The sequence below is a fragment of the Streptomyces sp. NPDC087787 genome (assembly GCF_044743035.1).
Classification (GTDB): Bacteria; Actinomycetota; Actinomycetes; order Streptomycetales; family Streptomycetaceae; genus Streptomyces.
Genome location: NZ_JBIUVQ010000003.1, coordinates 314,454 through 329,192, shown reverse-complemented (window position 1 = coordinate 329,192; position 14,739 = coordinate 314,454). Strand labels below are relative to the sequence as shown.

At 74.0% G+C, this 14,739-nt stretch carries 12 protein-coding genes and 2 pseudogenes; 7 read left to right on the top strand and 7 right to left on the bottom strand.

Going from position 1 to position 14,739, the window contains the following annotated elements; all coding sequences use genetic code 11:
- Positions 1-55: 55 nt before the first annotated feature.
- The 4 genes and pseudogenes from ACIOWN_RS07445 to ACIOWN_RS07430 form a co-directional block, all read left to right on the top strand.
- The gene (locus ACIOWN_RS07445; protein WP_401980987.1) at positions 56-706 is read left to right on the top strand and encodes an alpha-ketoglutarate-dependent dioxygenase AlkB family protein; all 651 of its coding nucleotides are present in this window, start codon (positions 56-58) and stop codon (positions 704-706) included.
- Between the two features lie 60 nt (positions 707-766).
- On the top strand, positions 767-2,005 hold the full coding sequence (locus tag ACIOWN_RS07440) for an ROK family protein (RefSeq protein WP_362349732.1): 1,239 nt from the start codon (positions 767-769) through the stop codon (positions 2,003-2,005).
- A gap of 365 nt (positions 2,006-2,370) precedes the next feature.
- Positions 2,371-2,682 carry an SHOCT domain-containing protein gene (locus tag ACIOWN_RS07435; RefSeq protein WP_401980985.1) on the top strand — a complete coding sequence of 104 codons (312 nt, stop codon included), beginning with the start codon at positions 2,371-2,373 and terminating at the stop codon, positions 2,680-2,682.
- Positions 2,679-3,119 (top strand): annotated as a pseudogene (locus ACIOWN_RS07430) (ATP-binding cassette domain-containing protein); the annotation flags it as partial. The gene ACIOWN_RS07435 and the pseudogene ACIOWN_RS07430, both read left to right, overlap by 4 nt.
- 576 nt (positions 3,120-3,695) lie before the next feature.
- Here ACIOWN_RS07430 and ACIOWN_RS07425 read toward each other — a convergent pair.
- Both ACIOWN_RS07425 and ACIOWN_RS07420 read right to left on the bottom strand, forming a co-directional pair.
- Positions 3,696-4,247 (bottom strand): ATP-binding protein, encoded by a 552-nt coding sequence (locus ACIOWN_RS07425; RefSeq protein WP_401980982.1) that lies wholly within the window; start codon positions 4,245-4,247, stop codon positions 3,696-3,698.
- A gap of 182 nt (positions 4,248-4,429) precedes the next feature.
- Positions 4,430-4,753 (bottom strand): hypothetical protein, encoded by a 324-nt coding sequence (locus ACIOWN_RS07420; RefSeq protein ID WP_362349728.1) that lies wholly within the window; start codon positions 4,751-4,753, stop codon positions 4,430-4,432.
- Positions 4,754-5,136: 383 nt separating this feature from the next.
- Here ACIOWN_RS07420 and ACIOWN_RS07415 point away from each other — a divergent pair, with 383 nt between their 5' ends.
- Entirely contained in the window at positions 5,137-6,261 is a 1,125-nt protein-coding gene (locus ACIOWN_RS07415; RefSeq protein ID WP_362349727.1) for a PLP-dependent cysteine synthase family protein, read from the top strand.
- Positions 6,262-6,283: 22 nt separating this feature from the next.
- Here the strand turns inward: ACIOWN_RS07415 and ACIOWN_RS07410 are convergent, their stop codons facing one another.
- Positions 6,284-7,111, bottom strand: coding sequence for a DeoR/GlpR family DNA-binding transcription regulator (locus ACIOWN_RS07410; RefSeq protein WP_362349725.1), 828 nt, complete (start codon positions 7,109-7,111; stop codon positions 6,284-6,286).
- A 208-nt stretch (positions 7,112-7,319) separates the two neighbouring features.
- Here ACIOWN_RS07410 and ACIOWN_RS07405 point away from each other — a divergent pair.
- Positions 7,320-8,239: pseudogene (locus ACIOWN_RS07405) on the top strand (hypothetical protein); the annotation flags it as partial.
- A 154-nt stretch (positions 8,240-8,393) separates the two neighbouring features.
- Here ACIOWN_RS07405 and ACIOWN_RS07400 read toward each other — a convergent pair.
- The 4 genes from ACIOWN_RS07400 to ACIOWN_RS07385 all read right to left on the bottom strand — a co-directional run bounded on the left by ACIOWN_RS07400 (position 8,394) and on the right by ACIOWN_RS07385 (position 13,058).
- Positions 8,394-10,832: a right-handed parallel beta-helix repeat-containing protein gene (locus ACIOWN_RS07400; protein WP_362349723.1), complete on the bottom strand. Its 2,439-nt coding sequence runs from the start codon at positions 10,830-10,832 to the stop codon at positions 8,394-8,396.
- Positions 10,833-10,943: 111 nt separating this feature from the next.
- Positions 10,944-11,543, bottom strand: coding sequence for a hypothetical protein (locus ACIOWN_RS07395; RefSeq protein ID WP_362349721.1), 600 nt, complete (start codon positions 11,541-11,543; stop codon positions 10,944-10,946).
- A gap of 181 nt (positions 11,544-11,724) precedes the next feature.
- A complete protein-coding gene (locus ACIOWN_RS07390) occupies positions 11,725-12,549 on the bottom strand; it encodes an MOSC domain-containing protein (RefSeq protein WP_401980977.1) in 825 nt (274 codons plus the stop codon).
- Between the two features lie 41 nt (positions 12,550-12,590).
- Complete coding sequence (locus ACIOWN_RS07385) at positions 12,591-13,058, bottom strand: DUF6643 family protein (protein WP_362349718.1); 468 nt, start codon at positions 13,056-13,058, stop codon at positions 12,591-12,593.
- 294 nt (positions 13,059-13,352) lie between these two features.
- Here ACIOWN_RS07385 and ACIOWN_RS07380 point away from each other — a divergent pair, with 294 nt between their 5' ends.
- On the top strand, positions 13,353-14,738 hold the full coding sequence (locus ACIOWN_RS07380) for a TerD family protein (protein ID WP_401980974.1): 1,386 nt from the start codon (positions 13,353-13,355) through the stop codon (positions 14,736-14,738).
- Position 14,739: the final 1 nt, after the last annotated feature.

Below are 14,739 nucleotides of genomic sequence, written 5' to 3'. Positions count from 1 at the left end.
GCCCGTCAAGGCTAGCGGAGCGCCAGCTCACGCCGCGTCCGGCAGGATGGGAACCATGGATGCCGAGCTGTTCCCGCGCGACCGCAGGCAGATGGCGCCGGGCGCCGTGCACCTGCCGGACTGGCTGGATCCGGGCCGGCAGCGCGCGCTGCTCGCCGCCTGCCGCGAGTGGGCCCGCCCGCCGGCAGGCCTGCGCACGGTGCGCACACCCGGCGGCGGCACGATGACCGCCCGGCAGGTCTGCCTGGGCCGGCACTGGTACCCGTACGGCTACGCCGACACCGTGGTCGACGGCGACGGCGCCCCGGTGAAGCCGTTCCCCGCATGGCTGGACGAGCTGGCCCGCGGCGCCGTGAGCGACGCCCTGGGCCCCGGCGCGGCCGGTCCGGCGCCGTACGACATCGCCCTGATCAACTTCTACGACGCCGACGCGCACATGGGCATGCACCGCGACAGCGACGAGACGTCCGGCGCGCCCGTGGTGTCGCTGAGCCTCGGCGACACGTGCGTGTTCCGCTTCGGCAACCCCGAGACCCGCGCCCGGCCCTGGACCGACGTCGAACTGCGCAGCGGCGACCTGTTCGTGTTCGGCGGCCCGTCCCGCCTCGCCCACCACGGCGTACCGCGCGTCCATCCGGGCACGGCACCGCCCGAGTTGGGGCTGACCGGACGGCTGAACCTCACCCTCAGGGTGAGCGGCTTGTGACCAGGACCGCCGGACGAGTCGCTGGCCGACGGATGTGCGGATCATGGGAGACTCACCCCCATGAGCGGCAAGGCGGACCCCCGGACGCCGGGGGAAGGGAGCACCTCCAGGACACGGCTGGACCGGGGGCGCGGCGCGCTCGGGCCCGCGTTGGAGCTCGTGCACACCGGCCGTGCCCCCACCCGCGCGGTCCTCACCGCCGAGCTGGGGGTGACCCGGGCGACGGCCGGCGCGGTGGCCGCCGAACTGGAGGCGCTGGGCCTGATCCGGGTCGACGCCCGGCCCGCCGCGGCGGCCGGTTCCCAGGGGCGCCCCTCGCACCGCCTGGCGGTCGCGGAGGATGGGCCCGTCGCCCTCGCCGCGCAGGTGCACGCCGACGGCTTCCGCGCCGCCCTGGTGGGCCTCGGCGGCCGGATCGTGGCGACCGCGCCCGGTTGCGGGACCGTCGACGCCGACCCCGCGAAAGTGCTCGGCTCCGTCGTCGAGGCCGGCGCCGAGCTGCTGCGCACGACCGGCCTGCGCTGCGTCGGCGCCGGACTCGCCGTGCCGTCCGCGGTCGCCGAACCGGACGGCCTCGCCCTCAACCCGCTCCATCTGGACTGGCCCGCCGGAGCGCCGGTCCGCCGTATCTTCGCGCAGTACGTGCGCGCCGCCGGGATCACCGGACCGGCCTTCGCCGCCAACGACGTCAACCTCGCCGCGCTCGCCGAGCACCGGCACGGCGCCGGGCGCGGCGCGCGCGACCTGCTGTGCGTGGCGACCGGGCACCGGGGCGTCGGCGGCGCGCTGGTCCTGGACGGGCGGCTGCACACGGGCAGTTCGGGCCTGGCGCTCGAGGTCGGCCACCTCACCGTCAACCCCGAGGGCCGTCCCTGCCACTGCGGCAGCCGCGGCTGCCTGGACGTCGAGACGGATCCGCTGGCGTTCCTGACCGCCGCAGGCCGCGAGATGGGCCCCGAGGTGTCCCTGCTGCGGCAGGCCGAGGACCTGGTCCGCGACCACTACGACGACCCGGCCGTCCGCGGGGCCGTCGAGACCCTCGCCGACCGCCTGGGCCTGGGCCTGGCCGGGCTGGTGAACATTCTCAACCCGGACCGGATCATCCTCGGCGGACTGCACCGCACCCTGCTCGACGCCGCCCCCGACCGTCTGCGCGCCGTCGTCGCCGACCGTAGCCTGTGGGGCCAGAGCGGTGTCGTCCCGGTCCTCTCCTGCACCCTCGACCACAACAGTCTGGTCGGCGCCGCCGAACTGGCCTGGCAACCGGTCCTCGACGACCCCCTGACAGCCCTGACCTGATTCGGCCCCGGCGCCCTGGAGCGGCGGGGGCGCGGACCCGCGTACCGCGCCTGGTGACCGCGCGCCTCCACGTGCCCCGGATGCCCCCCACGCCCCGACCCGTGGCCGGGGCGTGCGGTCACCGGGCCCTCGTACTTCCGGCGCGGCAGGCCGCATGTCCCCGCCCGCCGGACCGCGGCCCGCGCCGGATCAGCCGGGGCCTGCCGCACGGAGGAGCCGCCGCACGCCCCCGTACTCCCCGGGAGGTAGCCGCACTGCCGCTGGCCGTACGACGACCCGGAGCCCCTCCCCGAGCCACTGTCGACGCAGCACCGGAGAACTCTCCGCGGCTTTCTCGGCAGACCCCTCTAGGGAGATGAACCAAGATGCAGACCCTGGCGAACTGGGACGGCGGCCCCGGGCCGTGGATCCTCTTCTTCCCACTGTGCTGGGCGGCCGTCGCCGTCGGCGTCGTCACACTCCTGCGCCGCACCGCCCGGCGCGGCCGCGGCACCCCCTGGCGCGGCATGGACACCGGGCTCTGGCGCGGTCCGGACGGGCGTCCCGCCCCCGACTCGCCGCTCGCCGTCCTCGGCCGGCGCTTCGCCTCCGGCGAGATCGACGAGGACGAGTACTGGCGCCGGCTGTCGGTGCTGGAGGAGCAGTTCGGCCGCACCGGCAACGGCGGTGCCCGGTGACCACCACGCCCGCCTCCACCGCCTCTTCCACCACCACGTCCGCGACGGCCGCGCGGGTCGTCGACGCCGTGAAGGTCCGCGGCGCAGGCGACACCGCCGTACGGGCCCTGGACGGCGTGAGCGTCGGCTTCCCGGCCGGGCGCTTCACCGCGATCATGGGCCCCTCGGGTTCCGGCAAGTCCACGCTGATGCACTGCGCGGCCGGGCTCGACACGCTCACCTCCGGCAGCGCGTACATCGGCGACACCGAACTGGCCGGCCTCGACGACCGCCGGCTGACCCTGCTGCGCCGCGACCGCGTCGGCTTCGTCTTCCAGGCGTTCAACCTGGTGCCGACCCTGACCGTCGCCGAGAACATCACGCTGCCGCTCGGCCTGGCGGGCCGGCGGGGCGACCCCGAGTGGATCGACGCGCTCGTCGAGGTCGTCGGGGCGCGTGGGGTTGTGGCCCGTGGCCGGGGCAGGGCCCGCGACCTGGTCCCGGCCGGGTCCTGGTCACGGTCCGGGGCCCGGTTTCGGCCCGTGGCGCGGTTTCGGCCCGCGTTCCGGTCTTGGCAGCGGTCCGGTCATGGCCCGCGGTCCGGTCTCGGCCGCGGTCCGGTCTTGGTAGCGTCGCCGGTCATGGCCCGCGTTCCGGTCTTGGCAGCGTCCCCGGTCATGGCCCGCGTTCCGGTCTCGGCAGCGTCCCCGGTCTCGGCAGCGTCCCCGGTCACGGCCCGTGGCGCGGTTTCGGCCGCGTCCCGGTCTCGGTCCGTGGCCCAGTTATGGCCCGGGGCCCGGTCACGGCCCGTGACGCGGTCATGGCGCGCGTCCCGGTCTCGATCCGGGGCCCGGTCACGGTCCGTGGCGGTCACGGTCCGCTGTCCGGTCGCGGGTATGGCCCGCGGCCCGGTCACGGTCCGCGGTCCGGTCGCCGTCCGCGGGCCGCGCGGGCCGTCAGCCGTCATGGCCCCGGCCTCATCGCCCACGCCGTCGCCCGATCGGGCGACGGCGTGGATGTGGATGTGGACGTGGTCAGCCGACCACGGCCGATCCGGCCGGGGCGTGGACGGGCCGGACGGGCCTTATGCCGTCGAGCGCGGAGGCGGCTTCGGCCAGGCGGCGTGAGGAGTGCTCCCCGGTCACGAGCGCCGGCACCCGGGCCGGCACCGCGATCGAAGGGGCGGCGGTCGGCAGGATGAACCAGACGACCTTCCCCTGCTCGCCCTCCGGCCGCGCGCCCCAGCTCTCGCTCATCGCGGCCACCATCGCCAGCCCCCGCCCTTCGGTGGCCAGCGGCGCGATGTCGCCCATCTCCTCCACCACGGGAAGACGCGGGTCGTGGTCGCGCACGGACACCGTGAGCCGCTCGAGCAGCAGTTCGAGCTCCACGGTGCACAGCTTGTCGGGCTGGGCGTGCTGGTGGACGTTGGTCAACAGCTCCGTCACACCGAGCGCGGCCCGGTCTATCAGAGCGTCAAGATGCCAGTAGCGCAGATGCGCCGATACGATTCTGCGGACCTGGCCGATCCGCGACGGCAGGGCTTGGAGCTCCACCGTGCAGTGCCTGCTTGGGTGACTGATCACGGCTGCGACTCCCCGACGTTGAGGTCCGGAAGAACACGACGTTTCGGATGCAGCAGGACGCCTGCGTGACATTGCCGCCTGCTGTCTGGCCGGCGGGCTGGTTCGCAGCGTTATCGCCGGTAAACCCTGAGTGACGTGAGACCAGCGTGACCCACGGGGTGATGTCACGCAACTCGCCTTGCTCAGCCGCCGCGCCCAGCCGCCCGGCGGACGGCCTCGACGAACCGGCGGGCCGCGGGCGGCCCCGGTTCGCCCGGTGCGGGGTCGTGCTCGCCCAGGGTCAGCAGGTACCGGTTGCCGCCCAGGTCGGCCAGTGCCCGGTCGTCCGGGGCGTACCAGGGCTGGGACGCGCGCACCGACCGCACCGGCGCGCTGTCGATCTCACTGCCGTAGCTGGTCAGCAGCTCCAGCCTGCCGTCGCGGATCCGGACCCGTCCGGCCCGGGTGAGTGAGCGCAGCCGCTTGTCGATCCGTACGCCCGTGGCCGTGAACTCCGGTTCGGCCATCTCCCCGCCCCTTCGTGCGTGTCGCCTTCGTGCCTGTCGCCGGCTCCCGTCCCGCCCGGTCCACGAGCCGGCCCGGCTCGTTCCAGATTGCTGTGCCCCGTCGGGCCCTTTGCCCCGCCGCGGTGCAGTCTGCACGCCTTCGGCACGCAGCACCAGTGCGCGGGGAGCGCTCGCGGGCGGCACCCGGAGCACTCGCGCGCATGCGCTCCCCGACCCGTGCGCCCCCTTGTCGTCGGCCAACCCGGGCGAAAGGTGCTCCCAAGCGTCGCCTTGAGCCGCTCAAAGGTGTGTTTATGCAGGTGAGAAGCGTGTTGAAGGTGTCTATCATCGAGGGCGTCCGGCCGCGCGCGACGCCGCCGGCGCACAGCGTAAGGAGCCACGCCGTGAGCACCACCGAGCAGCGCAGGACCGGCGACACCCTCGACGTCGACCGCAGCGACAGCGGCTACCGGGACTGGCTGAAAGAAGCCGTCCGCAAGGTGCAGGCCGACGCCAACCGCTCGGCCGACACCCATCTGCTGCGCTTCCCGCTGCCCGAGGCGTGGGGCATCGACCTGTACCTGAAGGACGAGTCGACGCACCCGACCGGCAGCCTCAAGCACCGGCTGGCGCGGTCGCTGTTCCTGTACGGCCTGTGCAATGGCTGGATCCGTCCGGGCCGCCCGGTCATCGAGGCCTCCAGCGGCTCGACGGCCGTCTCGGAGGCGTACTTCGCGAAGCTGATCGGCGTGCCTTTCATCGCGGTCATGCCGCGCACGACCAGCGCAGAGAAGTGCCGCCTGATCGAGTTCCACGGCGGGCGGTGCCACTTCGTGGACGACCCGCGCACCATGTACGAGGCCTCCGCCGCCCTCGCGGCCGAGACCGGAGGCCACTACATGGACCAGTTCACCTACGCCGAGCGCGCCACGGACTGGCGCGGCAACAACAACATCGCCGAATCCATCTTCCGGCAGCTCGAGTTGGAGCGCTTCCCGGAGCCGGCGTGGATCGTCGCCACCGCGGGCACCGGCGGCACCTCCGCGACCATCGCGCGCTACGTCCACTACATGCAGTACGACACCCGTATCTGCGTCGCCGACCCCGACAACTCATGCTTCTTCGAGGGCTGGACCACCGGCGATCCGGACGTCACCTGTGACAGCGGCTCGCGCATCGAGGGCATCGGGCGTCCGCGCATGGAACCGAGCTTCGTCCCCGGGGCCGTCGACCGCATGATGAAGGTGCCTGACGCGGCCGCCGTGGCCGCCGTACGCGCCCTGGAGAGGGCCATCGGCCGCAAGGCGGGCGGCTCCACCGGGACGGGCCTGTGGAGCGCCCTGAAGATCGTCGCCGAGATGCTGCGGCAGGGCCGCCGGGGCAGCGTCGTGACCCTGTTGTGCGACCCGGGCGACCGCTACCTCGACAAGTACTACTCCGACGCCTGGCTGGCCGAACAGGGCCTCGACAGTGCCCCGTACACGCGCACGCTGGAGTCGTTCCTGACGACCGGGGTGTGGCCGGGCTGAGGCGGCCCTCGACGGCGGGCCCTCAGATGTCGGTCTCGTCCTCGGGCTCGCCCGCCACCACCAGCCGCAGGTGCTCCGCGATCTCGGCGCGTGCCTCCGCGGGCAGCCCCGCGTCCGTCACCAGCGTGTCGATCCGGTCCAGCGCGGCGAAGGAACTCAGGCCCACCACACCCCACTTGGTGTGATCGGCGACCACCACCACCCGGCGCGCCGACTGCACGAGGCGCCGGTTGGTCTCGGCCTCCGCCAGGTTCGGCGTGGACAGGCCCGCCTCGGCCGATATCCCGTGCACACCCAGGAACAGCACGTCGAAGTGGAGCGCGGCGATCGCCTGGTCGGCCACCGGACCCACCAGCGAGTCGGACGGGGTGCGCACCCCGCCGGTCAGCACGACCGTCGCCGCGCCCGTCCGCTGACCGGAGGTGCGCTGCGCCGAGTGGAAGACGTCGGCGACCCGGACCGAGTTGGTGACCACGGTCAGATCCGGCACGTCGAGCAGGTGCTGGGCCAGCGCGTACGTCGTCGTGCCGCCCGAGAGGGCGATCGCCGTGCCCGGCGCGACCAGCCGGGCCGCCGCCCGCGCGATGTCCTCCTTGGCCGTCAGCTCCAGACCCGACTTGGCCTCGAAACCCGGCTCGTGCGTACTGGCCTCGACCACCGGTACCGCGCCGCCGTGCACCTTCTCCAGCACGCCCTGCCGGGCCAGCGCGTCCAGATCGCGGCGCACCGTCATGTCCGACACGCCGAGCTTCCGGGTCAGCTCGTTCACCCGGACACCGCCGCGGCGCCGGACCTCGTCCAGGATCAGGGCGCGCCGCTGCTCCGCGAGGAGGTTCCCATTCTCACTCACGTGTGCTCCGGTTCCTTTCGCCTCAAGCCGTCCGACCCGCCCCGCGCGCCCGTCGGCGACGAGAAGGACCGTCATGCCCTCCGGGGCGTGGACGTCCCATCCTGTCATGGGGCGGTTCCCACCGCGTCGGCACCCGACCCACGCGCACACCCCGCCTCGCCCCCGTGCGCGGCTCCCGTCACCAGGATCGGGCACCGTCGCCCGCGGCCCGCGGCCCGCGGCCGGCGGCCGGTGGAGCGCCCGGCCGCCGCCTCGCCCTGGCCGCCCTGGTGCCCGCCGCGCTCACCGGGCTCCTGTGGTACCTGGCGCACCGCACCTGGAGCGCCTACGAGTCCACTCAGCCGATCTCCCGCGACCCGGAGCCCGAGGACGGCACAGGCAGCGGATCCCTGAGCCGCCCCGGCTTCTGGTACGGGCGCCGCTTGGTGGCCCGGCTGCGCGCCGCGCACACCGCCGCGGGCCTGCTGACGGTGGCCGCGACGATCGCCGTGCCCACGGGGCTCTCGACCGCGGCCACGGCGGCGACGGGGCCCTCGACACGGCGGGCCGGCTCCTGCTCGCCGCACTGCTCGTGTGGTCCGCCGCCATGATCCGGGTCGTCTGCCGCCGCGGCCGCACCGAGGACCTGCTCGACCGGCAGGTGGACGGCCACCTCGTCCGGCGGCTGCCGCTCGGCGCCCTCCTGCTGCTCCTGCTCACCGCGGTGTACGCCGAATGGTCCCGCCCGGGCTGGGGAGTCGACAGGCCGGCCGGCGGGGCGACACCGCCTTCGGCGGCATCGCACTGGGCCAGGGCCTCCCGGTCGTCGCCCTCGCCGTCGTCGCCCACGTCCTGTACCGCACCCGGCCCGAGACCCGGGTCGCGCTCCGGGGCCCGGGCGGACCCGCGGTCGCGGTGCCGGCCTGCGCGCTCGGGGGCGTGATGTCCGGCGGGGTCTGCCGGCGCGTGGCCGACTGGCTGGACGGCACCGGCGCCTCGATCCCGGGCCCACCTGTCCTGCTGACCTGGCAGGCGTCCGGCATCCCGCCGCTGCTCGTCGTGCTGCCGGCACTCTGCGGCCGGCCGGCCCTGCGTGCCCGGCGTCCGGCCCGAGCCGAGCGCCCCGCGGTGGAACGCGACCACCCCGGCCTTCCTACTACCAGGCGGACCCGGCCTTCGACGAGGAACGCCGGTGGCTGCTCGCCCGGCTGCGCCCGGACCTGCCGGCACCCCGCGACGGGCAGCCCGACGTCCCGGCCGGAGAACCGCACAACGGCCCCGAGCCGCCGGACGATCCCGCCTCTCAGGGCAGCGCGGGCAGGTCTTCGGCGTAGAGCAGCGTCAGATCGTCCGTGCTCGGCTCGGCGAGCTGGGCGACCCGCCCGGCGTGCCGCTCCACCATCGCCTCGAAGGTCTGCCGCGCGGTACGGCCGTTGCCGAACGCGGGGCCCTTGGGGACCGCGGAGAAGTACGCCAGCAGGGCCTCGGCCGTGTCCGGGGCCAGCCGGTACTCGTGCTCCTCCGCCTGCTGCTCCACAATCCTCAGCAGCTCGTCGGGGCCGTAGTCGCTGAAGGTGATGGTGCGGGAGAAACGGGAGGCCACACCCGGGTTGACGGACAGGAAGCGCTCCATCTCCGCCGTGTAGCCGGCGACGATCACCACCACCGCGTCCCGCTGGTCCTCCATCAGCTTCACCAGCGTGTCGATGGCCTCCTTGCCGAAGTCGCGCCCGGCGTCCTCCGGGGAGAGCGCGTACGCCTCGTCGATGAACAGCACGCCGCCACGGGCCCGTTCGAAGGCCTCCTGGGTGCGGATCGCGGTGGAGCCGATGTGCTCGCCGACCAGGTCGACGCGGGACACCTCCACCAGATGGCCCTTCTCCAGGACACCGAGGGAGGCCAGGATCTCGCCGTACAGCCGGGCGACCGTGGTCTTGCCGGTGCCGGGGGAGCCGGTGAAGACCAGATGACGCTTGACCGAGGCGGCCTTCAGACCGGCCTGCTGACGGCGCCGGCCCACCTCGATCATGTCGGTCAGGGCGCGCACCTCCCGCTTGACGCTGTCCAGGCCGACCAGTGTGTCGAGTTCGCCGAGGACGTCCTTCGCCGTCCGCGCGGGCGCCTCCGGTTCGGCGGCGGCCACCAGCGGCTCCTGCTCGGTGGCGCGCTGTCCGGGGATCGCGCCCAGCAGACCGGTGGTCGGGAGCGCGGTCTGCACGGCCGTCTCCCGGGCCGCCGGCGGGCGTACGCCGCCGCTCTCGTCGCTGGTGCAGTCCTCGACCACGGGGCCCGACCCGTTCCCGGCGTCCGGCCCGCCGTCCGCGAACTCGTAACCCCCGCGGGCGCATCGCTCCGTACGGCACTTCCTGAGCGTCGTACGGCAGCCGTCGATCACATGGAAGCCGTAGCCGCCGCTGCCCGTCACCCGGCAGTCCAGGAAACTGCCGCGACCTCCGGCGGAGACGTAGAAACCGGCCTCGGCGGGGGAGGCGACCGTGCACCGCTCGATGGTGGGGTCGGCGCCCTTGGTGACGATCACCCCGGTCTGGATGTCGTCCAGGGTGCAGTTGTTGAGGGTGCCGCCGCTGCCGTGGTCGCGGAACCAGGCGCCCGTGGCCGCGTCCTTGATCCGGCAGTCGTCGAGCTGCGCGGTGGCGCCGTCGCTCACCGACACCGCCGTGTTGCGCACCTGCGACAGGTCGCTGTCGACGACGTCCGCGCGGGAGCCGCGGTCCAGCACGAACAGCGCGTCGGGCACGTCGTGCACCCGGCAGGAGTCGAGCACCGCGGTGGCGCCGTCGCTGACCCACACCGCCGGGTAGTCGCCGGTGCTGTCGAAGATCTCGCACTGGTTGGCGTCCACGCGCGTGCCCGGGTCCCACACCGAGAGGCCGTTGCGCCCGAACTGTCGCACCGTCGTCCGGGTCAGCGTGAGCACGGAGCGGGAACGCAGGTCCACCGCGTTCTCCGGAATGTCGTGGATGCGGCAGTCGGCCAGGGTCAGCACGGCGTCGGTGTCGAGCGTGACGCCGTCCCCGGCGGTGCGGTGCACATCGCAGTCGGTGAGGTGCGCGGTGGCGCGGCCGGTGATCTGGACACCGCTGCCGCGGACCTCGTAGACCTCGCAACCCACCGCCTCCAGGGCGGAGTTGTCGCCCGTCGCGGTCAGGCCCGCGCCGGAGACGTGGTGGACACGGCAGTTCTCCAGCCGGGGGTGGGCGCCCCCGCGGACCGTCACGCCCGACTGCCCGGCCGCGACGACCTCGCACTCCTCGAACACCCCGCCGGCGCCGTCGAGTACGGCGATGCCGACGCCGGCCGGGTTGTCGACCGTGCAGCGGCGCACGGTGGGCCGGGCGCCGCCGCGCACCTCGATGCCGACCGCGGACCGGGTCACGATCCGCACGTCCCTGAGTTCCGGCGCGCCCTCCTCCACCAACAGGGCGGGCGCGGTGGCGTCCTGGCCCTCGACGTGCAGGTCCTGGACCACCGCGGAGGCGCGCACGGTAAGCGGCACCCCCTCGGTGGGGGCGATGCGCACCGAGCCCGGGGCGCCCTCGGGGCCGCGCAGGGTCACCGCCCGCTGTACGACGAGGTTCTCCCGGTAGGTGCCCGGGGCGACGGTGAGCACGTCACCGTCGGCCGCGGCCTCCAGCGCGGCGGCGAGCGATGCGTACTCACCCGTGCGGCGCCGCCACCGCGATGTACCGGTGTGCGTCACCTGGACCGTGCCCTGTGCCATGGCGCTGCTGTGCCCCCACCTCGTGGTACGCGGGTTGGTTGATGCCGAGTGCGTCGGCCGGTCCACCGTAGCGTGCGCGCGGACGCTCGGTTGACCAGAGCCCAAAGGCCGTCAGCTGCCGGTGCCGGTACGGCCCCAGTCCGGGCCCGCGCGGTCCCAGGCCTGGTCCCAGAGCGCGTACCGCCGGCGGTCCAGGCGCCAGACGATCAGCCGGCGTATCCCCTCCACCAGGAGCGCGGTCAGCATGCCCGCGCCGCAGCCGGCCAGCACGGCATGGGTCGTGGCCGTCGTGGAGTCCAGGGGCCGGGTCACCGTCCGGCCGTGCTCGTCCGTCCACAGCGTGAAGTGGTCGCCGGGGCGGGGGGATCTCAGGGTCGTGGTGACCGGGCCGTGCCGGCGGGTGCCGTCCGGGGCCGTCCAGTCGGCGAGGACGCGGCTGCGCGGGTCCCGTCCCGTGGTGATCTCCGGATCCGGATCGAGCCGGTTCAGCCTCTGCACCACCGTGGCCGTCACCGGGTGCCGGGACCGGCCCTGTTCGCGGACGGACTGCTGAAGGGCGTCCTGGGCGAGGAATCCGACGAGGCAGCCGATCACGGGGGCGGCGACGAGGACGAGCAGCAGCGCGACCAGGGTCACCCAGGCCTCGGCGAGATCGGTCCCGCGCCGCAGCGGGTTGTGCCGCCAGCGCCGGAGTCCGGCGATCGTTCGCACCGTTGTCGCACCCCCTTCCCCTCCGCGACGACTCCGGTCCGTGATGACTACGGCCGGAACCGTTCGCCCGCTCGTCGGCCGAAGAGAGAGGGAAATCACCTCGGGCCGGTGAATCTCATCCATTCCTCACGAAAGCCCAACGACCGGGCCCCGCTCCCGGGTTCCCGGCCGCGGCCGGTGGTCATTCGAGGACGGTGACCGGGTCGCCGAGCCGGATGGTGCCGGTGGACTCGGGCACCAGGTTCTGGCCGAAGATCAGCTCGCCGCCGAAGCGGCGGTGGCGGCCGAGGGTGCGCAGCGGCTCCTTGCCGCGGACGCCGGTGTCCTGGTCGGTGGTGGTCACCACGCAGCGTCCGCACATCTTGACGACCCGGAAGGCGACCTCCCCGATCGCGATGCGCGTCCAGTCGTCCTCGGCCCAGGCGGGGGTCCCGGCCACCACCACGTTGGGCCGGAAGCGGTTCATGGGGAGCGGGCCCTCGGCGGCGTGATCCCCCTCGGCGATCAGGGAGTTGAGGGAGGCCAGGGAGGAGACGGCGGTGAGCAGCAGCGGGAAGGCGTCGGCGAAGCTCACCGTCTCGCCCGGCAGGGCGTAGTCCGGGTCGACGGGCCGGCGCGTGGCGGGGTCGTCCAGGTGGACCAGACGCACTCCGTCCCCGGCGAGGGCGCCGCACCAGGCGTGGGCGGCCTCGTCCGCCGGGACGGCCTCCACCTTCTCGCCGAAGATGTCCACGGTCACCGTCTCGCCGGGCGGGGGGACGGCGACCGTGACCGGGGCCCGTCCGGGCGCGGAAAGACGCAGACCGCCGCCGGGCTCGGGCTCGGCGGCGGCCAACGCGAGGTGTGGCTGCTGGCGTTGCGTGACGACCTTTCCCCCGTCGTCGATCAGCGCCCAGCGCCGGTCCCCGGCCAGCCCCCAGGGCTGGACGACGGCTTCCGCGAGCGTGACGGCTCGCAGCGCCTTGACCGGGTGGATGTGCAGCGCGTGCAGTTCCGCGTTCCCCATGACCTCATCCTGACAGGAGGCACGGACAGCCGGGGAGCGGATCAGTATCCGCGGTACTGCTGGTTCCCGTACGGGTCCTGGTAGGGCGCCGGGGCGGGCCGGGGGGTGGCGGGACGCATGGCCTCGTAGCCGGTGCCGGGCGCCATCGGGCGCGGTGGCTGCGGCTGCTGCGGGCCTGGGTACCCGCGCGGCGCGGAGGCCTGTTGCGGGATGTAGGCCGTGGGCGCCGGCTGCGGGGGAACGGGCTGCGCCGCCTGCGGGTAGCCGTAGGAGGGCTGGGACGGGGCCGCCGGGAGGGCGGGCAGCGCCGAGGGCAGCGCGGGCAGGTGACTGCCGGTGCTCATCTGGCTGCCCGGGCTCAGGTGGCTCCCCGAGTCGTACGGGGCCGGAACACGGATGGGAGCGATCTGCGGGGTACCTCGCTCGGCCACGAGCGAGTCGTAGATCGGGGTGTCCGGGAAGGAGGCGGAGTAGTAGCCGCCGCCATAACTGGAGCGGGGGGAGGTCATGGCCATAAGTAAAGCCCACGATGTGCTGGTTGGGGAGACCGATAAGAGGGTTGTTTTCCGTGTCGGCGGTGACGTGAGGTCGCCAATCTGAGCGAACTTGGCTAAAAAGGGGCATCGGGCGATGCTTGAATGGTGTATAGGCCGATCTTGAGGCCGGGTTACCGGCGGTCGGCCAGCGTGTTCCGGTCCTTTGTCATGGGAGTTCGGCGGGACCGGGACTAGGTTGGTCGGGTAGCGAGCCGACGGACTGCCGGGCACGGCCTGTCCGACACGTGATGGGGGCGAAGGATGTCCATGCCGAAGGGGTCGAACACGCCGGTGCCCGCCACCGCCCTGCGCGTCGAGGTGGGCTGGCGCCGCGGACCGGGCGTTCCCGACGCGGACGTCTCCGCGCTGCTGCTGGCGGGCGGAAAGGTACGGTCCGACGCGGACTTCGTCTTCTACAACCAGCCGGCCCACCCCTCCGGCGCGGTCCGCCACCAGGGCAAGGACACCCTCGGCGACCAGGTGACCGACACCCTGCTCGTCGACCTCGCGCGCGTGGAGCCCTCGATCGAGAAGGTGGTGCTCGCCGCCTCCGCGGACGGCGGCACCTTCGGACAGGTGCCCGGCCTCCACATCGAGGTACGGGACGCCGCCGGGGGGACGGTGGCCGCGCGGTTCGACAGCACCGGCGCGACCGTGGAGACCGCGTACGTGCTCGGTGAGTTCTACCGCCGCCAGGGCGCCTGGAAGTTCCGGGCCGTGGGGCAGGGCTACGGCAGCGGGCTCGAGGGCCTGGCCACGGACTACGGCATCACCGTGGACGAACCCCAGCACACGCCGCCGCCCCCGGCGCCGGCCCCGCGGGCACCCGGCATGGCGCCGCCGCCCGCGCCGGCCCCCTTCCCGGCCACGCCCCCGCCGCCGGTCGGCCCGCCGGTGCCCCTGCCGCCACCGGCCGCGGCCCCGGTCACCATGCCCGCCTCCGGCACTCCCGTGCCCGCGATGCCCGCATCCCCCGCACCCGCGCCTGCCGCGCCCACGCCCGCGGCCGCCCCGGTCCGCCTGAGCAAGGTGACGCTCACCAAGGCGGCCCCCTCGGTGTCGCTGGCCAAGCAGGGCGGAACCGGGGGCGCCATGCGCGTGAACCTCAACTGGCAGGTGCGCAAACAGTTCTCGGGCTGGGGCAGCAAGCGCGGCCGGGCGGTCGCCATGCACAGGGACCTCGACCTCGACCTGTGCGCCCTCTACGAGCTGTCGGACGGCCGCAAGGGCGTCGTCCAGGCCCTCGGCAACGCCTTCGGGGCGCTGCACCGGCCGCCGTACATCCATCTGGACGGCGACGACCGCACCGGCGCCGCAGCCGACGGTGAGAACCTCACCATCAACCTCGACCACAGCGGCGACTTCCGCCGCATCCTCGTCTTCGTGACCATCTACGAGGGTGCCCGCTCGTTCGCCGACCTGCACGCCACGGTCACCCTCCAGCCGCAGCACGGCGCCCCCGTCGACTTCTCCCTCGACGAGTGCACGGTGCCCTCGACGGTGTGCGCCCTCGCCCTGATCATCAACAACGGCGGCGACCTCGTGGTCCAGCGGGAGGCCCGCTACCTGGTGCCCGAACGCGGCGTGAGCCCGCAGCGCACCATCGACCGCGCCTACGGCTGGGGCATGAACTGGACCCCCGGCCGCAAGTGAA